Below are 21,930 nucleotides of genomic sequence, written 5' to 3' on the forward strand. Positions count from 1 at the left end.
TTATCAAGCTCTAAACGCACGCCAACACATCAAGACCCAATCCTTGGGGCGTAATATCGGGCGATGTCGGAAAACATCAAAATCTACATGCTCGATTTTTTCGAGAATTCTCAGGCCACCCTGGACGATGAGCCTGAGCTCAAGACCAATTCTGCCTGAAAGTGTTCGACCAAGCGGAAGCCCGGAGTTTAACAAGCTCCGCGCGCGATCGACCTGAAACTGCATCAGATTGCGCCAGGCTTGGTCAACTTGAGCATGGGCAATGTGCTGTTCCGTCACACCAAATCGCTCGAGATCGTCTTGAGGCAGATAAATGCGGGCTTTTTCCCAGTCGATTGCGACGTCTTGCAAAAAATTAATCAGTTGCAGCGCGGAACAGATCGAGGCCGATTGGGCTAGGGAGACAGAATCCGTGGTTTTGTACAAATGCAGCATCAGCGTACCGACTGGATCTGCGGAGCGTCTGCAATAGTCTAAAAGGGTGTCAAAGTTCTCATAGCGTTTTTTTTGAATGTCCTGGTCAAACGCGGAGAGCAGATCTAAAAAGGGTTGAACAGGTAGCGCGTGCTCAGAGATCGTCTGTGCCAGAGCGCGGAAAGGTGCTTCTGGCTGTTGGCCCCTGGCAATGTCCAGAATGGCTGCCCGGTAGGACTGTAAGGCATTGAGCCGCTCTGCGCTTGTGGCATCCCCTTCGTCGGCCAAATCGTCTGCGCCCCGAGCAAAACGATAGATATCAGTGACCGCACGGCGCAGATGTCTGGGCAGCAGAATAGAGGCAACGGGAAAGTTTTCGTAGTGGTCAACGGCCATATCAAAAAATGCTTAATTCAGATGCGCTGAAGTGCAAAAAACAAAGTGTAGTGGTTCACCCCGTCAATACTGTGGGTTTAGTGGACTATTTTCAGGTCTTTTAGGGTTTGCCCCTGCGTTAGACTAGCGTTATGCGGTGCATCATGCGCCAGAGACTTACATGGCCAAAATCAAAACAATCTTTACTTGCTCCGAATGTGGTGGCATCAGCCCGAAATGGCTGGGTCAGTGTCCGCATTGCCAAGCTTGGAATACGCTCGAAGAGTCCAGAGACGCAGGTTTTGCCGCCCAGGCAGAACAGCATCGCTATGCGCCGTTGACCGCCTCCAGCGCGCTGCGCAGTCTTTCTGACGTTGAGGCGCTCGAATTGCCGCGGATCACCACAGGCATTGCTGAGTTTGACCGAGTGCTTGGCGGCGGTTTGGTCGCCGGGGCAGTCGTTTTGATCGGGGGCGATCCTGGTATTGGTAAATCGACGCTTTTGCTGCAGGCGCTGGTTGCCATGTCGGGCGAGCGCAGGGTTTTGTATGTAACGGGTGAAGAATCCGCCGAGCAAGTGGCCTTGCGGGCAAGACGCTTGGGCTTATCGGGCGATGGTGTGGATCTTTTCGCTGAGATTCGTCTCGAAGCCATTCAGACGGCACTTCTTGAGCAAAAGCCGGCTGTTGCCGTGATCGATTCGATTCAAACAATGTACTCCAGCGAGCTCACCGCCGCGCCGGGTTCAGTGTCGCAAGTCAAAGAGTGCGCCGCCCAGCTGACCAGGCTCGCGAAACAAGCAGGCATTCCCATCGTGATGATTGGTCATGTGACCAAAGATGGTGCGCTTGCCGGCCCCCGGGTGCTTGAGCATATTGTGGATACCGTCCTATATTTCGAGGGCGATACGCATTCATCTTTTCGTCTGATTCGTGCCTTCAAAAATCGTTTTGGCGCGGTCAATGAGCTGGGTGTTTTTGCCATGACCGACCGGGGTTTGCGTGGCGTGGCCAATCCCTCAGCACTATTTTTATCGCAGCATTCAGCCCAAGTCTCCGGTTCCTGCGTCATGGCGACCCAGGAAGGCACCCGTCCTTTGCTGGTTGAGATCCAAGCCTTGGTTGACACGGCACATGTCCCAAATCCCCGACGTTTATCGGTTGGTCTCGAGGGCAATCGCCTGGCCATGTTGTTGGCCGTGTTGAATCGGCATGCCGGGGTCTCTACTTCGGATCAGGATGTTTTTGTGAATGCAGTAGGTGGAGTACGGATTACTGAGCCAGCAGCCGATCTTGCTGTGTTGCTGGCGATTTTGTCCTCGTTGCGTGATCGTCCTCTGCCCAAGGGTTTATTTGCGTTTGGCGAGGTTGGACTGGCCGGAGAGGTCAGGCCCGCGCCGCGTGGTCAGGAAAGATTGCGTGAGGCTGCCAAGCTGGGCTTTTCTGTCGCGATTATTCCCAAAGCCAATGCACCCAGGCAGCCTATAGAAGGGCTTGAGGTGTGGGCGGTTGATCGCCTCCAAGATGCTCTGGACAGGTTGCGCGCATGAATATTCTGAAGATCATTTTTAGACAAACCTGGCGGGATGCGCGGGCTGGAGATTTGCGTTTGCTGGGCCTGGCAGTGGTGATCGCGGTAGCCGCTGTGACCAGTGTTGGATTTTTAGCGGATCGAGTGGGAAGGGCGCTTGAGCGAGATGCTGCGCAAATGCTGGGTGCTGACCTTGTTCTGGAGTCCTCTCAACCCATTCCCCCTCAGTTTGTCGAGCGCGCGCGAAACCAGGGTTTGCGCACTGTCTTAGGCTGGCAGTTTCCTTCAATGGTTGGCAGTAATGGTCGCCTAGTGCTCGCTTCGATCAAAGGTGTCGAAGCAGGCTATCCGTTGCGGGGCGGTTTGCGCACCACGAATGTATTGGGCGGTCCTGAGCAACAAACGACTGTGTCCCCTGAGGTGGGACAGGCATGGGTGGATGCACAGGTTTTGAGTCAAACAGGCCTGAAAATCGGGGACTCAATCAATGTGGGTGACTTGAGCCTTAACATTGCACGCGTCATTACCTATGAGCCCGATCGCGGCGCGCAGTTTGTCAATCTTGCCCCGCGCGTCATGGTCCGGGCAGAGGACTTGGCCCGTTCGGGTCTGATCACCCGTGGCAGTCGGATTGGCTACAACTTTTTAGTCGCCGGCGATGGACCGGCCATCGATATGTATCGTGAATGGCTCAAGGGCGTCATGACTGCCGGTCAAAAAATCGTAACGGTCGAAACCGGTCGTCCCGAAATCAGACGTTCACTTGATCGTGCGCAGGAGTTCCTGGCGTTGGTGGCAATGTTGGCCGTGCTGATTGCGGCTGTCGCTGTTGCATTGGGCGCGAGACGATTTGGCCAGCGCCATCGTAATAGTGTGGCCGTGATGCGCTGCCTTGGAGCAACTCAAACAAAAGTCACGACTATTTTGTTGGGCGAGTTTATCCTGACGGGCGTCTTGGCTTCTTTGGTTGGTGTGGCCTTGGGCTGGGGTGGACAAGCTTTGATGGTTCAGGCGCTGGGTGGTTTGCTGGGGGCGGACCTACCTCAGGCCAGTGTTGAGCCCGCTTTGCAGGGTTTGTTCGCAGGTCTTTGGCTATTGTTAGCCTTTTCCTGGCCGCCTTTGAACGGGCTGCGTCATGTTCCCCCTTCACAAATATTACGCGCACAGGAAAATGGCATACCTCTTCAGAGTCTGGTAGGTTACGTGTTGGGTTTAGCCGGGTTTTCGGTGCTGATGTGGTGGGTTGCCAATGATGTCAAACTTGGAGTCGGGTTGGCCGCGGGTTTTTTTGCCGCGGCTGCGCTCTTTGCAGGTTTGGGTCTGTTGGTATTGTGGGCGCTTTCCGGCCTTAGAGCGAAGCTCAAATCATTTCCTGTTCTGCGGTTTGCCTTGGCTGGCGTCGTGCGCAGGCGCGGTGCCACCATCGCTCAAACTAGCGCGCTAGCTGTGGGCATGATGGCAATTCTTTTGCTAACGATCGTGCGGACCGACTTGCTGGCCGGTTGGCAAAGAACCTTGCCGGCCGATGCGCCAAACCGTTTTTTAATCAATATCCAGAACGATCAAGTCCAGAGTATCGAGCAAACCCTCAATGCAGCAGGGTTGACGCAAGTCAGGCTCTCACCGATGGTAAGGGGGCGATTTGTCGCCCTAAATAATCGTACCGTCTCGGCTGCGGATTATGAAGATGCGCGTGCCCAAAGGCTGGTCGAACGCGAGTTCAATTTGTCTTATGCAGATCGTCTGGCAGAGCCAGGCCAGATCGTCGTCGGACGGGACTTAAACGCTGCGCGCCCGGAGGTCTCGCTCGAAATCGGTTTGGCCAAGTCGCTTGGGCTCAAGGTCGGAGATATGATGGACTTTGATGTGGCAGGTGAAAAAATTCGCATGGAAGTCACGAGCCTCAGGCGGGTGGACTGGGATTCGATGCGCGCGAACTTCTTTGCCATTACGACGCCCGCTGCCTTGAAAGAGGCCCCACAAACGTGGATGACTGCTTTTTACCTCCCTCCTGATCGGCTCACTGTCACGCAGGATCTGGTCAAACAGTTTCCTAATTTGACTGTTTTCGATGTGGGTGCGATATTGAGTCAATTACAAAATATTCTTGATAAGGTCTCGGTAGCGGTTCAAGGTTTGTTTTTGTTCTCCGTTTTTGCCGGCGCCATTGTGTTGGCCGCCGCGCTTTCAGCCACCCGTGATGAACGCGTCAGAGAGGCCGCTTTGCTTCGCTCCTTTGGGGCCACCCGGCGTCAACTAGCAGGTGCCCAGCGCATTGAGTTGCTCGCGGTGGGTGCGTTGGCAGGTTTACTTGCCTCGGGCGGTGCGACGTTGGCCGCTTGGGCTTTATCGCACTGGGTGTTTGAGTTTGATATGCGCCTATCGCTTTGGCCCTGGTTGCTTGGTCTTTCCGTTTGTATGCTGGGTGCCTGGTTAGCGGGCGCGATTGCGTTAAGAGGTGTGCTAAATACGCCTCCGCTCACTATTTTGCGACATCATGCCTAAGACGCTGACATGTGCCTCACACTAATATCCTTTAGACAGAAAGACGAATGAGTCAAACCGAGCAGCAAGCCAAGCCGCAAGGCCCCACCATGTTTGAGATTTTAGGTGGCGAATCTGGCATTCGACAGTTAGTCGATCGTTTTTATGATTTGATGGATGTGGACGCTGACCTTAAACTTCTGCGTGATGTCCATGGTGCGAGTTTGGACCAGGCCCGGGATAAGTTGTTTTGGTATTTGTGTGGTTATTTTGGTGGGCCACAACATTACATCGAGCGTTTTGGTCATCCGCGTCTGCGAGCCCGTCATTTGCCGTTTTCCATTGGTATCGCTGAACGGGATCAGTGGCTGCTTTGCATGGGGCGTGCCATGAAAGAGCTTGGTTATCCAGAGCCTCTGCTTGACCGAATGCTGGAAATTTTCTTTGGTGTCGCCGACTGGATGCGTAATCGAGAAGGTTAGGGGTTCAAGTGGTCGATCAAAGTAGTCGATCAATACTGCCGATGGGATGCTGTCTGAATGAGCAATACGATGAACGAGGCGATGTTTGAGCAAACAGTTGATCAGTTGACTCTTGCTGATCGCTGGTTCCGCGTGGATCATGCGTTAAGTGAACGTTGCGGCCCAGAATTGACGATTTGGGATTATTTCGATCCTCATACGCCAGCTTTGCACGCGCGTCCGGTCGCAGCGGGTGGACGGGCAGCGGCATGGTTTGTTCGTGCGGGTGCGTTTGATGCGGTTTTACGTCATTATCGTCGTGGCGGTTTAGTTGCCAAATTTGTTCAGAATCGTTACCTGTGGTCAGGTTTTGAAAAGACGCGTTCGAGCGTTGAGTTTGATTTGATTCGTACGCTTTGGAGAGCAGGTTTGCCTGTGCCCCGTCCACTTGGTGCTGCGGCATGGCGTCATGGTCTAACGTACCGGGCCGCCTTACTGACCGAACAGATTCCAGATGCGCAGCCATTGGCGTACACCAGTGATGCGTTGCTCTGGAAGCATGCAGGTCAAGTGATTGCCGCGATGCATCGCTTTGGTGTGTGGCACGCCGATTTGAATGTCTTTAATATCTTGTTTGATCCGCTTGGAAAGATATGGCTCATTGATTTCGATCGGGGTCGGCTTGGTAAGCTCACGCCTGGCCAGCGCGCTGAAAACCTCTCGCGTTTGTTGCGTTCCTTGAAGAAGCTTTCTCTTGTCCAGCATCATGATTGCTGGCGAGCATTCAATGAGGGCTACCAAGAAATTTGGTTCGCTCAGAGCAACTAAAATAACCCGATGAAAGTCGAGTTCTTATGCAAATAGCAAAACAGGAATGATGATGACGGTCAAACTTTATGGATTAGCCAAGTGTAGTACCTGCATCAAGGCGCAGGCTTGGCTCGCTTCCCACGATGTTTCCTACCAGTTTCAGGACTACCGCGATCAGCCTCTGCCTGCAGCGACCCTCAAAGCTTGGTCCTTGGCGCTGGGCGGCTGGGAGAAGCTCGTCAACCGTGCCTCAATGACTTGGCGTCATCTTGACGAATATCGTAAATCACCCGTATCGGAAAAAGAGTGGTTATCTTTGATCGCAGACTATCCTGCTTTGATTCGTCGCCCAGTCGCGGTCTATCCGGATCAATCCGTGACCGTTGGTTTTAATGAAAAACGTTTCGCCGAAAAACTAGGTGCCCATTGATTGATTTGACCGCGCTGACTGCGCAAGAAATTTTCCTGCTGCTCATCGCGGTTGCTGCCTGTTTGGCAGTATTGTTTTCTTTTCTTGGATGGTTGCGGGCAGGGCGGCAACCCTCTGCTGTCGTCGATCCGCGTCTCGAACAAATCATAGCGGGACAAGAGCGACTTGAACGCGGCTTGCGGACCGAGCAAGCTGAGACGCATCGCCAATTACGTGCCGAGCTTGCGGAGTCTTCGCGCGCACTGAGAGTGGAGCTTGCGCAAAGCGATGCGGAGTTTCGTGCTGCTATGGCGCGTGATGCTGCAGCGGGCCGTGTGGAGAGCGCAGAGTCGCTCAATCGTTTTGCTGCAGGTTTTTCTGAACAGCTTCAAACGCTCATCCAAACGAATGAGCGCAGAATCGCAGAATTACGTGTGGCGGTCGAGGACCGGTTGCTCTCTCTGCAAACTGACAACTCGGCCAAGCTCGATGAGATGCGCAGGACCGTTGATGAAAAGCTTCATGCAACGCTTGAGACCCGTTTGACGCAATCCTTCAAGCAAGTTTCCGATCGGCTGGAGTCTGTACAGAAAGGTCTTGGGGAAATGCAAAGTCTGGCTGCGGGCGTGGGTGATCTCAAACGCGTGTTGACCAATGTTAAAACCCGGGGCACATGGGGGGAGGTTCAACTGGCGCGCTTGATCGAGGACAGTATGACGCCTGATCAGTACGCTCAAAATATCAAAACGGTACCGGGTAGCGATGCGCAAGTCGAATTCGCGATCAAATTACCTGGTCAGGGCGTGATGGATCAACCTGTATGGTTGCCAATTGATGCCAAGTTTCCAAAAGAGGAGTATGAGCGTCTCATGGACGCGCATGACTCGGCGGATCGCGATGGGATCAAGGCTGCAGGCGCAGCGCTGGCCCGGGCCGTCGAGTTACAAGCTAAAACGATTGTGGCTAAATATGTCTCGCCCCCTCACACGACAGATTTTGCAATTATGTTTTTGCCCAGCGAGAGTTTGTATGCTGAGGTGCTTCGCCAATCGGGTCTATTGGACAAATTGCATGACTTACGCGTCAATGTCGCGGGCCCGGCTAATCTGGCTGCATTGCTAAATAGTTTACAGATGGGTTTCCGTACGCTTGCGATTCAGGAGCGCTCCTCTGAGGTTTGGCAAGTGCTGCGTGCTGTGAAGACCGAGTTTGGTAAATTCGGTGATGCGCTAGCTAACGTCAAAAAGTCTCTCGATACTGCCAGCAATAAAATTGGACAGACTGAATCGCGCACTCGCGTGATGCTTCGCAGCCTGAAAAGCGTCGAGGCCATGCCTGAAGACCAGGCGCGCGCCATTTTTTCCTCTGAAGCAAACGAATTAGAAGGACTTGGTGTCGATACCCCGGCGTCAGATACGCTGGCCGATCCTGATACTAGTCGCTAAGCCTCTTGTGGCCTCTCATCTCTCAACAGGAACTAAATATGCTTTCCCAGCAAGATCTTAAACAACAGGCCGCAGAGGCTGCGCTGTCATTTATCGAACCCCTGTTGACGCCTCAGGCAGTGATTGGCGTCGGAACGGGTTCCACGGCGGATTTATTTATCGACGGTTTAGCTAAGTATCGTGGACGCTTTCGCGGTGCTGTTGCAAGCTCGGAACGCAGTGCAAAGCGTCTGGCAGGATTGGGTATCCTCGTTTTGGATCTCAACGATGTGGAGACCATGCCTGTTTATGTGGACGGTGCGGATGAGATTAACAGCCACCTGCATATGATTAAGGGAGGAGGGGGCGCGCTGACGCGTGAAAAAATCGTTGCATCAGTCGCTAAACAGTTCCTTTGTATTGCCGACGAGAGCAAGCTTGTCGAGCATCTCGGAAAGTTTCCTCTGCCGATTGAAGTGTTGCCGATTGCGCGCCAGGCCGTCGCGCGCGCGGCCTTGCAGCTTGGCGGTCAGCCCGTCCTGCGGGATGGTTTCACGACCGATAATGGCAACCAGATTTTGGACATCCACGGTCTGGCAATCACGGATGCCCCTGCGATGGAAAGGCAGCTGAATTGTGTGCCGGGTGTAGTGACGAATGGTTTGTTCGCACTGAGTCCAGCCAACATCGCACTGTTGGCGACTCAACAAGGGATCAGGCGCTTAGGCTGACGGGGGAACGAAGCCTTGTGCTTCGACGTCGATGTCCTCAAACAAGTATTTTTCCATTTGTTCTTTGAGGTATTTGCGTGCGCGGGCATCAGCCAGATTCAGTCTGTTTTCGTTCACAAGGCGAGTCTGTACATTGAGCCAGTCCTGCCAGGCTTGCTTTGAAATACTGTGCCAAATTTTGGTGCCAGTCTCGCCGGGATAAGGAGGAAACTCCAAACCCTCAGCCTCTTTTTTGAGCTTGATGCATTGAACAGTGCGACTCATTTTATTTCCTGTATGTGTGGCTATTTAAAGCAAATTTCAGCTTTTTAAAAACTATCGGAACGATTGTAGGGCGTTTAGCGCATCCGTGACGCACATAGCCCTGAACTTCACAGGCGTTTGATAAATATCAGGCTATTGCGAGAGCGGTTGTAATGGGCTTGCTTTTCCTTTGGCAGGTCGGCGACGCCCCCCTGAACGAAACCGCGCTTGATGAACCAGTGCGATGTCCGTGTGGTCAGAACAAAGAGTCGTTTGGCGCCGTGCGCGCGTGCGCGGGACTCCATGTGGCGCAACAAAATCTCACCTTCGCCGGCGCCTTGCCACTCGGGGTGCACGATCAGGCAGGCCATTTCAGCCATCTGATCTTTTGGATAGTCGTTGAGCGTGGCGCAGCCGTAAATCACACCATCGTGCTCGAGTACGGTGAAATTTTCGACCTCTCTCTCAATCACCGCGCGGCCACGTGGTACGAGTGTGCCGTCTTGCTCAAGGGGTTCGATCAACTGTAGGATCGCGCCCACATCATCGATTGTCGCAGGCCGTAAATCATCGAGCGTATCCTCGACGACCATGGTGCCCACGCCATCGTGCGTAAAAATCTCGAGCAACACCACACCATCCATTGAAAAGGGAATCAGGTGCGCGCGGGTCACGCCTCGTTTGACCGCACGGGAGGCGTATTGCAAATAGTACGCAGTGTTTTCGTCGAGTTCCCCAGATGCCAGCAAGGCATCGGCATCTAATCGGGCAAGCTCGGTGTCCACCGAGCCGTCCGAGGCAAGTACGCCAGGCGTTTCGGTCAAGAAGATGAGTTTTTCCGCACGCAACTTGGTGGCGACACTTGTGGCAAGCTCTTCCATGGACAAATTAAAGGCTTCGCCGGTTGGGGAAAAACCAAGCGGTGAAAGCAGAACGATCGAACCACGCTCAATGGCAAAGCGCAACGCATCCACATCGATTTTGCGGACTTGGCCAGTATGCTTGTAGTCGATGCCATCAATAATGCCGGTTGGGCGCGCGGTGACAAAGTTGCCGGAAATCACCCTGATTTGCGCATGCGACATAGGCGTATTGGGCAAGCCTTGGCTAAATGCGGCCTCGATGTCGAGGCGGATTTCGCCTGCGGCTTCTTTGGCGCACTCCAGCGCATCGGCATCCGTCGGTGAGCGACCGCGATCAAACTGCTGGCTAAAGCCTTTGAGGCGAAGTTGCTCATTGACTTGCGGACGTGACCCGTGGACCAAGACCAGTTTGATGCCAAGCGCTGATAATAAAGACAAATCTTGGATCAAGGCGTTCAAGGCATTGGCTTGAACGAGCTCGCCGCCAAAAGCAACGACGAAGGTTTTCCCTCTGAAAGCGTGGACATAGGGAGCAACCTCTCTAAACCAGCGAACGAATTGCGCGGCAGCAAACTCAGGCGCTTCCTGGGCCGAAACGGTCCCCTCTGGACTGGTATTTGGCGATTCTTGGGTGGATCCGGCTTCTGGTGCTTTTTTGTCAGGCATGGCGGCTTGTGTTGTTAACCTCGTGAGCGCTGTGAGTAAGAGATATAAATTTTATAATGAGCTGTTCATCGGATTAGAAAATATGCCCGAATCAAAGCGCTCAGCCGACATAACGCCGGAAAGCGTTGTCATTTCCCCACGTCAGCCCCCCAAGATCGTCTATCCAGAGGATTTGCCGGTCAGCGCGCGCCGTGAAGAAATCGCGCGCACGATTGCTGGTCACCAGGTTGTGATCGTTAGCGGAGAGACTGGCTCGGGTAAAACGACCCAATTGCCCAAAATTTGCCTGGAGCTCGGTCGTGGCCTGAAAAAAATGATCGGTCACACGCAGCCCCGGCGTCTTGCCGCGAGCTCGGTTGCGCGCAGGATCGCAGAAGAGCTTCAAACGCCCCTAGGAGAATGGGTAGGCTATCAGGTCAGGTTTCAAGACCGGAGCAGTGCGCAAACTGCCATCAAACTGATGACAGATGGTATTTTGCTGGCGGAGTCGCAGCGCGACCCGTTGCTCAGGCGATATGACACCATCATCATTGACGAAGCCCACGAGCGTAGTTTGAATATCGATTTTCTGCTGGGGTACTTGCGTCAGCTCTTGCCCCGCAGACCTGACCTCAAGGTGATTATCACCTCCGCAACGATTGATGCAGGGCGGTTTGCCCGTCATTTTGCGGATGCAAAGGGTATGCCTGCCCCGGTCATTGAAGTCTCTGGCCGTTTGTACCCTGTGGAAGTCCGTTATCGACCCGTACTGAACCCCATTCTGGATGATGACAAAGCTGTCAGCACTTCTGCTCAAACGGGATTATCCGACCGAAGTTTGGCCAGAGACGAGGAGCGCGACCTGATCAATGCTTTAGTCGAAGCGGTCGACGAATGTGCACGGGTAGGGCCCGGTGATATTTTGGTTTTTATGCCCGGCGAACGCGAAATTCGGGAGTGTGCCGAGGCGTTGCGCAAACACCACCCGCCTGGCACGCAAGTACTCGCCCTGTTCGCCAGGTTGTCCCAAGAAGAACAAGAGGAAATTTTTCGTCCGCGCACGAGTGCTAGACGTATTGTGTTGGCCACGAACGTCGCTGAGACTTCGTTGACGGTTCCCGGGATCCGGTTTGTCATTGATAGCGGTTTGGCCCGTGTCAAGCGCTACTCTTGGCGCAACAAAGTCGAGCAATTAAGGATTGAGCCGATCAGTCAAGCCTCTGCCAATCAGCGGGCCGGACGCTGCGGGCGATTGGGTCCCGGTGTGTGTATCAGGCTTTATGACGAAGTCGATTTCAAGGCGCGAGCGGCCTTTACTGATCCTGAGATTTTGCGCTCCTCACTCGCAAGCGTGATTTTGCGGATGAAGGCTTTGCGTCTCAATGATATTGAGTCCTTTCCCTTTGTGGATCCTCCGAGTGGTCGTGCGATTGCCGACGGATACCATTTGTTGCAAGAGCTTGGAGCCATCGACCCCGAAGGCGATAAACCCGATGCCCTGACTGAAACCGGCCGCGCGCTGGCAAAGCTGCCGGTTGATCCTCGTTTGGGACGGATGATTTTGGCGGCACGCGATCAGCACTGTCTTACCGAAATGCTGATTATCGCTTCCGCACTTTCCGTACAAGACCCGCGCGACAGGCCGATGCATGCGCGCGAAGCCGCAGAACAGGCGCATGCGAAATTTTCCGACGACAAGTCTGAATTCATTGCCTACGTCAAGCTGTGGAACTGGTATCACGAGCAGATCAAGCACAAACAGTCTCAGCGCAAGCTGGTGGCGCTTTTGCGGACGCACTATCTTTCACCACTGCGTCTGCGCGAGTGGCATGATATCCATAGCCAGCTGATGGCCCTCGTCGGAGAGCAGGGTTGGCGTCTGAATAAAACAGATGCGACCCATGAGCAGATTCACCTCTCTCTCTTGTCCGGGCTGTTGGGCAACTTGGGCTTCAAAGCAGAGGAGGGTGGGCATTATCTCGGTGCACGCGATATCCGTTTCTGGATTCACCCTGGTTCACGCTTGTTAAAGAAGGCTGGCAAATGGATCATGGCGGCTGAGTTGGTGGATACCAGCAAACTTTACGCGCGTTGTGTGGCAAAGATCGAGCCGAGTTGGGTGGAGCGTGTTGCAGGACATCTCCTCAAGCGTTCCTGGAGTGATCCCCGCTGGGAGCGCAAACTTGGACAAGTGGTTGCAAACGAAAAGGCTACTTTGTACGGCTTAACCGTGTACTCAGGAAGAAGAGTGCATTATGGCCCCATCGCTCCCGAGCAGGCCCGAGAAATCTTTATTCTTCAGGCCTTGATTCCGGGTGATATTGACAGCCCGTTGCCCTTTTTGGCGCATAACAGAAAACTGATTGCTCAAATTGAAAAGCTGGAACATCAAACACGCCGTCCGGATATTTTGGTGGACGATGCATTAATCCAGGCTTTTTACGACAAGCTTCTGCCTACTGAGATCTATCAAACGGCGACGCTTGAGCACTGGGTGAAGGGATTGCCCAAGGATCAGGCGCAACAGTTGATGCTGACACGCGATGCCTTGATGAGACATGAGGCGGCGGGTGTCACAACAGACGTGTTTCCAAAGTTTTTAGAGTGGCAGGGTGTGCGTCTTGTTGCGGACTATCATTTTGAGCCAGGCTCTCCAAAAGATGGTTTGACCGTGACCGTGCCCTTGTATTTTCTCAATCAAGTTGACGCCGCGCGTTGCGAGTGGCTAGTGCCCGGCATGCTTAAAGAAAAAGCGCAACTCCTATTAAAGTCCTTGCCTCAGAAAATTCGTCGTCATTGTGTGCCGTTGCCTGATTATGCGGCAGGTTTTTACGGACGATGGTACGAGCGACTGGAACATCCGCCTTGTGGCCTTGTTGAGGCGTTGATTCAGGATATTTGGCAGCAGCTTAAGATCCGTCCGTTGGTCACCGACTTTAAGCCTGAGACCCTGCCTGCGCATCTTTTTATGTCTTTCAAGGTGGTGGACGAGCATGGCCGAATGTTGGCGGCAGGTCGCAATCTCGCGCAGATCAAGGCCGAGCTTGGCAAGCAAGCACAGGCCACTTTTCAAAAGCTCGCCACGCGGGATCAGGATCTCGCCAGTGTGCTGTCGCAAGATGACATCACAGAGTGGAGTTTCGGCAAATTGCCCGAGCTCATGGAGATTCGCCGCAAGGATCAGGTTGTGGTGGGATATCCGGCACTGGTTGAGCGTGGTGCCGCCTGTGCGCTTGATGTGTTCGATGATCCGCAGGTAGCTCTTGGGGCGCACCGACGCGGTCTTGTTCGTTTGTTCCGCCTGGCGTTGCGCGAGCAGGTTAAGTTTTTGGAAAAAAATCTGCACGAGCTCACGAAGATGGGCATGCTTTACATTCAGCTCGGCACCCAAGAGCAATTGCGAGATCAAATTATTGATTGCGCGCTGATTGGTGCGTGTTTGACCGAACCGTGGCCAGAAGATGCGCAAAGTTTTGAGGTGCGCCGTCAGGAGGCCAAAACAAAACTCGGTTTGCTCGCTCAGGAAGTCGCTCGACTGTCTTATGCGATCCTTGAGGGCTGGAGCGCGGCCCTGCGCAAGTTGCCGCAGGCCAAGGCCTATCCCCAGGCCTACGCAGATTTGCAGCAACAATTACAGCAGCTCGTCCCTGCACGCTTTATCGTGGACACGCCTTATGCGCAGTTGGTGCATTTGCCGCGCTATCTCAAAGCCGCCGTGACGCGGATCGATAAACTTAAAACGGATCCTGCACGAGATGCGCGCTTGATGACGGAAATGACGCCCGTGTTGACTCAATACAGTCGCGCACGCGGTGCCCTCAAGGGTGCTACAGATACCGGACTTGATGAGTTTCGCTGGCTGCTGGAGGAGTTGCGTGTCGCGCTGTTTGCCCAAGAGTTACGCACCCCCATGCCCGTCTCAGTCAAGCGCTTGCAGAAAACCTGGGAAGCGATGCAACGCTAGCTATTCAAGGCCGTGTGAAAGTGCCTACCAGATGATAAACAGCACAATGGCAAGGCCGATTAAGCCAAACTTTGTGGCTTTGTAGGCTGTACGGTTTGCTTTTTTGAAGGCACGTCTTTTTTGATCAATGATCCAGTGGTAGTGCGTCAGTTTATTGACGAAGCCAGTTTGATCGGTCTCTGCGTTGGGCGAGCTTGCTGCAGACATGGCGATTTTGCCAAACCAGTGGTTAAACCACTGGGCCCAGCGATATTTTAGAGGGCGCTCAACGTCACAAAACAAGATAATTCTGTTTTGCTGGCTTTTATTGTAGGCATCGTGCACATAGGTTTCATCGAAAATGACGCCCTTACCATCGCGCCAGCTATGGCGGATACCGTCCACGTCTATGTAGCAGAGGTCATCGTTCGGTGTGGATAAACCCAAGTGGTAGCGTAAAGAGCCGGCAAAGGGATCGCGGTGCGGATTGAGTTGTCCACCAGGTGGTAGTTCTGCAAACATTGCAGCCTTGACAGAGGGGATTTGATTAAGCAAAGCCACTGTTTTAGGGCAAAGCGCGACTGCGGAGGGATGCTTGGCGTCGTACCACTTCAAATAAAAGCGTTTCCAGCCATATTTGAAAAAGGAATTAAAACCGATGTCATTATGTAACTCGGGTGCTTTGATTTCACGTAAGGAGGCAAGGTGCAAGGCCTCGTCGCGAATCGTTTCCCAGTTGTCCTCGAGCAGTTTGAGCTCGGGCATTTCGTCATTTGGAATGTAGGGTGTTGTGGGTACGCGCGAAGTCAACACCATAAAGGCGTTGATCGGCGCCAAAATAATAGAGTGATCAAGCAGCTGACGACCAAGAGGGAGTCTGACGCGGCCGCGAAAGTGGGCGAAAAGGATGGCTCCAAGCCAGGTTCCAAGAACAATCCATTTCATGCGGCATTCCATCCTAAAGTATCTTGCCCGGCACTGGACGTGCAGAGACTCAATTCATCACTAAGTGTAACTATATCTGACCGAACAGTAGGTACAATTGACCTATGTCAGAAAGCCCACATTCCCAGCCCTTTGTTCACTTGCGTGTCCATTCCGAATACTCGGTGGTGGATGGCACGGTGCGCATTCCGGAACTCATTCGACGCGTTGCCCAGCTCGAACAGCCCGCGGTCGCCCTCACAGACTTGTCAAACGTTTTTGGTTTGATCAAGTTCTACAAGGAGGCGCGTTCGGCAGGTATCAAGCCGATCGCGGGTTGCGATGTCTGGCTGACAAACGATGACGACCGCGACAAACCTTACCGCATTTTACTGCTCGTTGCGAGTCGTGCGGGTTATTTGGCGCTTTGCGAGTTGTTGACGCGAGCATGGCTCACGAACGCACACCGCGGTCGAGCTGAGATGCGTCGCGAGTGGCTGGTGGGTGCCCAAGGTCTGATTGCCTTGTCTGGTGCACGAGCTGGCGATGTCGGTCAAGCCCTCATGGCAGGCAACGTCGAGTTGGCGCGTACCTATGCATTGCAGTGGAAAAAAACTTTTCCGGATGCCTACTATATTGAATTGCAGCGTACCGAGGCGGACGCGGATCAGTCTTACGTTCGTGCTGCGCTTGCCTTGGCCTCAGAGTGTGGTTTACCTGTGGTGGCCACCCATCCTGTTCAGTTTTTGGAGCCTGAGGATTTTCAGCCTCACGAGGCTCGCGTCTGCATTGCCGAAGGGGAAATCCTCACCAACCCCCGTCGACCCAGACACTTCACGCCGGATCAGTATTTACTATCAACCCAGGCGATGGTCGAGAGATTCAGCGATGTACCCTCAGCGCTGGCCAACGCAGTAGCGATTGCCCGGCGCTGTAACCTCACCTTGGTGCTGGGTCAGCCGCAGCTTCCTGATTTTCCGACCCCGCAGGGCGTCACGCTGGATGACTATCTTATCGAGCTTTCCGAGGCGGGTCTTAAAAAGCGGATGCTGCAGTTATTTCCAGATCCCGAGGAGCGCGCACGCGCCATGCCTCAGTATTCTGCGCGTCTGGCATTGGAGTGTCAGACCATTATCAACATGGGGTTCCCTGGATATTTCCTGATCGTTCAGGACTTTATCAATTGGGGCAAGAGCAATGGGGTTCCGGTTGGACCGGGTCGAGGCTCCGGAGCAGGATCCTTAGTCGCTTACTCACTCGGGATCACAGATCTCGATCCGATTCGGTATGACTTGCTGTTTGAGCGCTTTCTGAATCCCGAGCGTGTCTCGATGCCTGACTTTGATATCGACTTTTGTCAGGACAATCGCGAGCGTGTGATTGAGTATGTCAAACAAAAGTACGGCCGAGAGGCAGTCAGTCAGATTGCAACCTTCGGCACGCTTGGCGCCAAGGCTGTGGTGCGCGATGCCGGGCGTGTGCTGGATATGCCCTATATGTTGTGTGACGGCTTGTCCAAGTTGATCCCGCATAATCCTGCCGACCCATGGACGCTTGACCGCGCGCTCAAAGATGAGCCCTCTTTTAAAGCCCGTTACGACACCGAAGAAGAAGTTCGTGCGCTAGTGGACCTTGCCCGACCTCTTGAAGGTTTGACGCGAAATGTCGGGATGCACGCTGGAGGCGTGTTGATCGCGCCGGGTAAGCTCACAGACTTTTGCCCCCTTTACTGCCAGCCCGGTCAGGAGGGCAGCGCAGTGTCCCAGTTCGATAAGGACGATGTCGAGGCCGCCGGTTTGGTCAAGTTCGACTTTTTGGGTTTGCGCAACCTGACGATTCTTGATTGGGCCGTGCGCTTTGTTCGTGCATTTAACCCTTCTATGCGCGACTTTGACATCATGTCGCTGTCGCTTGACGATCCTGCGACATACCAGATCCTCTGCGACGCAAACACGACTGCCGTGTTTCAGCTTGAATCGCGCGGCATGAAGGAGTTACTTAAGAAATTACGTCCCAACACCTTCGAAGATATTGTGGCGGTGCTTGCGCTGTTTAGGCCCGGTCCACTGGAGTCGGGCATGGTGGATGACTTCGTGAACCGTAAACATGGTCGCGCATCCGTTGACTACTTCCACCCCGACCTTGAAAACACGTTGAAAAGCACCTACGGTGTGATCGTGTATCAAGAGCAGGTCATGCTGATTTCTCAGATTATTGGCGGGTATTCGCTCGGAGGTGCTGACCTGCTGAGACGCGCCATGGGCAAGAAAAAGCCTGAGGAAATGGCTGCCCATCGACAGCTGTTCGAACAGGGCGCGATTAAAAAGGGTTACGACGCCCATCTCGCGGTCAAGCTTTTCGACCTCATGGAGCTGTTCGCAGGTTACGGATTTAACAAATCCCACTCAGCCGCCTACGCGCTGATCGCCTACCAAACCGCCTGGCTCAAGGCGCACCATCCCGCTGAGTTTATGGCAGCCACCCTGTCATCGGACATGGATGACACGGGCAAGGTGCAAACTTTCTGGCGTGACTGCCTGGCCAACGGCATCAAGGTGCTTGCTCCCGATGTGAATGCGTCAGGCTATCGTTTTGAACCTGTCGCAGACGAGCATTCCGCTCAGGGCTTGCCCCCACGCACGATTCGTTACGGTATGGGTGCGGTCAAAGGAACGGGCCAGGGTGCGGTCGAGGAGATTCTGCGCGCACGCCAAGACGGACCGTTCATTTCACTTTTTGACTTTTGCCGAAGAATCGACCGTCACTCTGTCAACCGTCGCAGTATTGAAGCCTTGATCCGCGCTGGTGCGTTCGACCAAATTGAGGCCAACCGCGCCGCGTTGCTTGCTTCGCTTGGCACGGCGCTTGAGGCGGCGGAACAGACTGCGCGAAGCGCAAATCAAGTCTCGCTCTTTGGTGACGATGGTGCTGATGTGGTTGAGAGTGAGCTTGCACAGTGCGCACCTTGGGATTTGCATGCACGGCTCTCAGAAGAAAAGGTGGCGCTCGGCTTTTTCTTCAGTGGCCACTTATTCGATGCCTGGCGGTCTGAGGTGAGGCATTTCGTCACGAAGGGTTTGAACCGGATTGAACCCTCCCGCGACCTGCAGTGGCTCGCTGGTGTGATTGCTGGCTCCAGAACGATGATGACTCGTCGAGGCAAAATGCAGTTTGTCGTGCTTGATGACGGCACCGCGCAAGTCGAGGTGTCTATCTATGGCGAGCTCATGGATCAGCACCGCAATCGTCTCAAAGACGATCAACTCCTCATCGTGCAGGCCAAGGTCACGAATGACGAGTATTCCGGCGGGATGCGCGTGGTGGCCGAGCAAATTTATGACTTGCAACTCGCGCGTGAGGCGAGGGCCAAGGCTTTGAGAATTCGGCTCAATGGCAATGCCGATGCGGCGATGCTCAGACGTATGCTGAACCCTTATCGCGCCGCGCCTGAAAATGGTATGCCGGGTACGCCCGTCGAGATTCAGTATGAAACAGCGACTGCCTCTTGCACGCTTAGGCTCGATGAGTCTTGGCGTGTCAGATTGTCCGATAGTCTGGTAGAAAAGTTGGCTGGATGGACCTCAGCAGAGGATATTGAAGTTGCTTACAAGTAACGAACAACCACTGCGCATTATGCATGCCGAGGCTGCCACCAATTTTGGTGGTCAGGAGCATAGGATTTTCAAGGAAATGATCGCCATGCGAGAGGCAGGTCATACCCTTGAGGCGATCTGCCAGCCACATGCTCAACTTGCTAAGCGTTTGAGCGAAGAGGGGTTTGTTGTTCATGCGATGAAGATGGATGGACACTTAAATTTCGTGCTGGGCGTCCTTAAGATTCGTAACATTCTTAAACAGCGACGAATAGATGTTTTAAATACGCACAGTCGACGCGATACGATTCTGGCTGCGACTGCAGGTCGTTTAGCCGGAACGCCTTTGATTGTGCGTACCCGGCATTTAGCCAACCCTGTGAACTCTTTGCTTGCCTACACTTGGCTCCCCCACTGTGTCACAACAGATAGTCAGTTTGTCCGTGAGCAGCTGATCAGGAAAGGCGTTTCACCTGAACGGGTTCAAACAATTTACACGCCTGTCTTACCGGCCCCTGCGATCGAACACTCTACGCTTCGCCAAGAGCTCGGGTTGACACACGAAGCCGTGATTGTTGGATGTGTGGCCGTGATGCGTGCGAACAAAGGGCATCGGGAGCTGATTGAGGCTATGGTACCTTTATTTTCTTTGCGACCACATCTCCATCTGGTCCTCGTCGGTTCGGGAGAGCCAGTTTTCACTGAGGTGCGTCAGCTCGTTGATCGTTTGGGCTTGCAAGCACGCATCCATCTTTTGGGCAGACGTGATGATGTGGGCAATCTGATGGCGGGATTTGACATCTTTTGTCTGGCGACACGACTCGAGGCGAGTGGGATGGTATTCCTCGAGGCCGCCTCAGCGGGTCTGCCAGTGATTGGTACAGCCGTTGGAGGCGTCCCGGAGATGTTGGAACATGGACGGACAGGTTTTGTAGTTGCGCTCGATGATACTGAGCAGATGCGGCACACCTTGCTCACACTCATTGATGACCCAGCACTCAGGCGGCAGATGGGACAGGCGGGGTACGACCGTATCTGGAATGATGCGCGTTCCGAATTCACACCCGATGCGCTTGTTCGACGCACCGAGACCTGCTATCGCGCATGGTTGGATAAAAGGTCTGACAAGTCCAGCGGGTCCAACAGGTCTGGCGTGACATCATGACTGCCGTCCTCCAGAGCATCGAGCAGGAGAAACTGCCCGTTTCGGTCATCATCATTACGAAAAATGAAGCGCGTCACATTGCTGACTGCTTGAGTTCGGTGAGTTTCGCCCAAGAAGTGATTGTTTTGGATTCAGGTAGTACGGATGGAACGGCAGAGATCGCGAGAGGATGTGGCGCCCAGGTTCACCATACAGACGACTGGCCGGGTTTTGGACCACAAAAAAATCGCGCGCTTGCGTTGACCACTCAATCCTGGATTTTATCGATCGATGCGGATGAGCGCGTATCCGAAGCACTTAAACATGAGATCATTGACACACTGGGCCACCCCTCTTGCGATGGATATTTCATACCTAGGCTCTCGGAGTTGTGCGGTCAACCTATCCGTCATAGTGGCTGGTGGCCTGATCACGTCTTGCGACTCTTTCGCAAAGAGGCGGGATCTTTTACCGATGCGCTGGTGCATGAGCGTGTCGAGATCAAGGGCCCGACTGCCAAAATGCAAGCGTGTTTATTGCACTATCCGTATGAAACGCTGGATGCTTTAATTCAAAAAATGAATCGCTATTCCAGCGATGCGGCGCAAATGATGTTCATGCGCGGAAAGCGGGCAGGTGTTGCGAGCATGATTGGCCATAGTCTCTGGACGTTCGTGCGCATTTACATCCTGCGAAAGGGCTTCCTGGATGGTCGTTACGGTTTTGTTTTAGCCGTGACTGCTTCAGCAGGTAGTTTTTTTCGTTATTCGAAACTGATGATGTTGAACCGTTCCAAAAGGCGGGCAACGGACAAATCCGAATGAAGATTCTTTATACCAATTTTCATGGTGGTAACGGCGGCGGGCATGTGACGTATATCGTCAACTTGCTACGCGGTTTGTCTCGTGATCACAGTTTGACAGTCGCCTGCCCGGAGACCAGCAGGCTTTTCAGATTGGCGAGTGAAGTGCCTGGGGTAAGGGTTGTTGCGATGTCCTTCACAACCCGACCATCTTCATGGTTTGGTGCGCGCACCCGACTCCGGGCATTGCTGCAGACAGAGCACTTCGATATTGTCCATGTCAATGGTTCGGCTGACCATAAGCAGGTCATGCTGGCTTTACTTGGGTTGGGCACTGCACGGCCAAGTGTGGTGTTTACCAAACATAATGATCACCCTTTAAAGAGTTTCGGTCACCGGTTGCGCGCAAAGCTTGCAACCGATCATGTGATCGCTGTCAGCGACTATGTGCGCAAACATGTTTGCGCCTCTGTGTATCGGGATTGTGAGGTGACGACGATTCGTCACGGGATTGATACGAATTATTTTGTCCCGGTCTCAGTCAATGAAAAACTTTCTCTACGGGAAAAATATTTTGACGAGACTGTGCGGGATAAAATCGTGCTTGGCAGTGCTGGCGGGACTGATCTAGAAAAAGGTTGGTTGGACTTGGTGAGCGCGTTGGCAAGCTTGCCCACTGATCTACGCTCTCGTTTTCATATTGTTGTTGCAGGCGATCCACCCAAGCCACAGTTGATGGATGAAGTCATCAAATTGGGGATGGCCTCGCAGATCAGTTTCCCAGGGCTGATTGACGATATTCGACCGTTGCTTGCAGCATGCGATGTTGGATTTGTTCTGTCCTACCAAGAGGCTCTATCCTTTGCTTGTAGAGAGTTGATGGCGCTTGGCTTGCCTGTGCTTGTGACCAGAGTCGGCGGGCTACCTGAAAATTTGATAGAGGGTCAGCACGGCTGGATTGTTGAGGTGCGGGATGTCACGGGTATTGCGCAGGTACTGCGTAAAATTGTCGATCAGCCAACGCTATTGAAGCAGTTGGGCGCGGCGGCAAGAGCCCACGCCGAGCAATGGTTCAATCTTTCAGATTTTTCTGCGCAGACATTGCGTGTATATCAGCATTGCAGGGGTATTTGAG

Annotated in this window: 16 protein-coding genes; 12 read left to right on the plus strand and 4 right to left on the minus strand. The window is 53.6% G+C overall.

Features of this window, described 5'->3' with window-relative positions:
* Positions 1 to 3: 3 nt before the first annotated feature.
* Entirely contained in the window at positions 4 to 810 is an 807-nt protein-coding gene (gene hpnC, locus QWY27_RS13620) for a squalene synthase HpnC (RefSeq protein WP_290198945.1), read from the minus strand.
* Positions 811 to 970: 160 nt separating this feature from the next.
* Here hpnC and radA point away from each other — a divergent pair, with 160 nt between their 5' ends.
* The 7 genes from radA to rpiA are packed head-to-tail and all read left to right on the plus strand — an operon-like array spanning position 971 to position 8,638.
* Positions 971 to 2,338 carry a DNA repair protein RadA gene (gene radA, locus QWY27_RS13625; RefSeq protein ID WP_290198946.1) on the plus strand — a complete coding sequence of 456 codons (1,368 nt, stop codon included), beginning with the start codon at positions 971 to 973 and terminating at the stop codon, positions 2,336 to 2,338.
* Positions 2,335 to 4,824, plus strand: a complete 2,490-nt coding sequence (locus QWY27_RS13630; RefSeq protein WP_290198947.1) for an ABC transporter permease — start codon at positions 2,335 to 2,337, stop codon at positions 4,822 to 4,824. Before radA ends, QWY27_RS13630 begins: the two co-directional genes overlap by 4 nt.
* 47 nt (positions 4,825 to 4,871) lie before the next feature.
* Entirely contained in the window at positions 4,872 to 5,285 is a 414-nt protein-coding gene (locus QWY27_RS13635; protein WP_290198948.1) for a group II truncated hemoglobin, read from the plus strand.
* A 57-nt stretch (positions 5,286 to 5,342) separates the two neighbouring features.
* Positions 5,343 to 6,092, plus strand: a complete 750-nt coding sequence (locus QWY27_RS13640) for a 3-deoxy-D-manno-octulosonic acid kinase (RefSeq protein WP_290198949.1) — start codon at positions 5,343 to 5,345, stop codon at positions 6,090 to 6,092.
* A gap of 49 nt (positions 6,093 to 6,141) precedes the next feature.
* Complete coding sequence (locus QWY27_RS13645; RefSeq protein ID WP_290198984.1) at positions 6,142 to 6,504, plus strand: Spx/MgsR family RNA polymerase-binding regulatory protein; 363 nt, start codon at positions 6,142 to 6,144, stop codon at positions 6,502 to 6,504.
* Positions 6,501 to 7,928: a DNA recombination protein RmuC gene (locus tag QWY27_RS13650; RefSeq protein WP_290198950.1), complete on the plus strand. Its 1,428-nt coding sequence runs from the start codon at positions 6,501 to 6,503 to the stop codon at positions 7,926 to 7,928. The genes QWY27_RS13645 and QWY27_RS13650 overlap by 4 nt, the downstream gene beginning before the upstream one ends.
* 38 nt (positions 7,929 to 7,966) lie before the next feature.
* Positions 7,967 to 8,638 (plus strand): ribose-5-phosphate isomerase RpiA, encoded by a 672-nt coding sequence (rpiA, locus tag QWY27_RS13655; protein WP_290198952.1) that lies wholly within the window; start codon positions 7,967 to 7,969, stop codon positions 8,636 to 8,638.
* Here the strand turns inward: rpiA and QWY27_RS13660 are convergent.
* Both QWY27_RS13660 and argA read right to left on the minus strand, forming a co-directional pair.
* Positions 8,630 to 8,902, minus strand: a complete 273-nt coding sequence (locus QWY27_RS13660; RefSeq protein ID WP_290198953.1) for an oxidative damage protection protein — start codon at positions 8,900 to 8,902, stop codon at positions 8,630 to 8,632. The two genes, rpiA and QWY27_RS13660, sit on opposite strands and share 9 nt — an antisense overlap.
* A gap of 107 nt (positions 8,903 to 9,009) precedes the next feature.
* The gene (gene argA, locus QWY27_RS13665) at positions 9,010 to 10,410 is read right to left on the minus strand and encodes an amino-acid N-acetyltransferase (RefSeq protein ID WP_290198956.1); all 1,401 of its coding nucleotides are present in this window, start codon (positions 10,408 to 10,410) and stop codon (positions 9,010 to 9,012) included.
* An 82-nt stretch (positions 10,411 to 10,492) separates the two neighbouring features.
* Here argA and hrpA point away from each other — a divergent pair, with 82 nt between their 5' ends.
* On the plus strand, positions 10,493 to 14,353 hold the full coding sequence (gene hrpA, locus QWY27_RS13670) for an ATP-dependent RNA helicase HrpA (RefSeq protein WP_290198958.1): 3,861 nt from the start codon (positions 10,493 to 10,495) through the stop codon (positions 14,351 to 14,353).
* Positions 14,354 to 14,377: 24 nt separating this feature from the next.
* Here hrpA and QWY27_RS13675 read toward each other — a convergent pair whose 3' ends face one another.
* A complete protein-coding gene (locus tag QWY27_RS13675; protein WP_290198959.1) occupies positions 14,378 to 15,277 on the minus strand; it encodes an aspartyl/asparaginyl beta-hydroxylase domain-containing protein in 900 nt (299 codons plus the stop codon).
* A gap of 104 nt (positions 15,278 to 15,381) precedes the next feature.
* Between QWY27_RS13675 and dnaE the strand changes: the two genes are divergently transcribed.
* Genes dnaE through QWY27_RS13695 form a run of 4 tightly spaced genes read left to right on the plus strand, consistent with a single transcriptional unit; the run spans position 15,382 to position 21,929 of the window.
* On the plus strand, positions 15,382 to 18,870 hold the full coding sequence (gene dnaE, locus QWY27_RS13680) for a DNA polymerase III subunit alpha (RefSeq protein ID WP_290198961.1): 3,489 nt from the start codon (positions 15,382 to 15,384) through the stop codon (positions 18,868 to 18,870).
* Positions 18,871 to 18,889: 19 nt separating this feature from the next.
* Positions 18,890 to 20,014: a glycosyltransferase family 4 protein gene (locus tag QWY27_RS13685; RefSeq protein ID WP_290198985.1), complete on the plus strand. Its 1,125-nt coding sequence runs from the start codon at positions 18,890 to 18,892 to the stop codon at positions 20,012 to 20,014.
* Positions 20,015 to 20,046: 32 nt separating this feature from the next.
* Complete coding sequence (locus QWY27_RS13690; RefSeq protein WP_290198986.1) at positions 20,047 to 20,817, plus strand: glycosyltransferase family 2 protein; 771 nt, start codon at positions 20,047 to 20,049, stop codon at positions 20,815 to 20,817.
* Complete coding sequence (locus QWY27_RS13695; protein ID WP_290198962.1) at positions 20,814 to 21,929, plus strand: glycosyltransferase; 1,116 nt, start codon at positions 20,814 to 20,816, stop codon at positions 21,927 to 21,929. The genes QWY27_RS13690 and QWY27_RS13695 overlap by 4 nt, the downstream gene beginning before the upstream one ends.
* Position 21,930 lies beyond the last annotated feature (1 nt).

It is taken from the genome of Zwartia vadi (genome assembly GCF_030410375.1).
GTDB classification, from domain to species: Bacteria; Pseudomonadota; Gammaproteobacteria; order Burkholderiales; family Burkholderiaceae_B; genus Zwartia; species Zwartia vadi.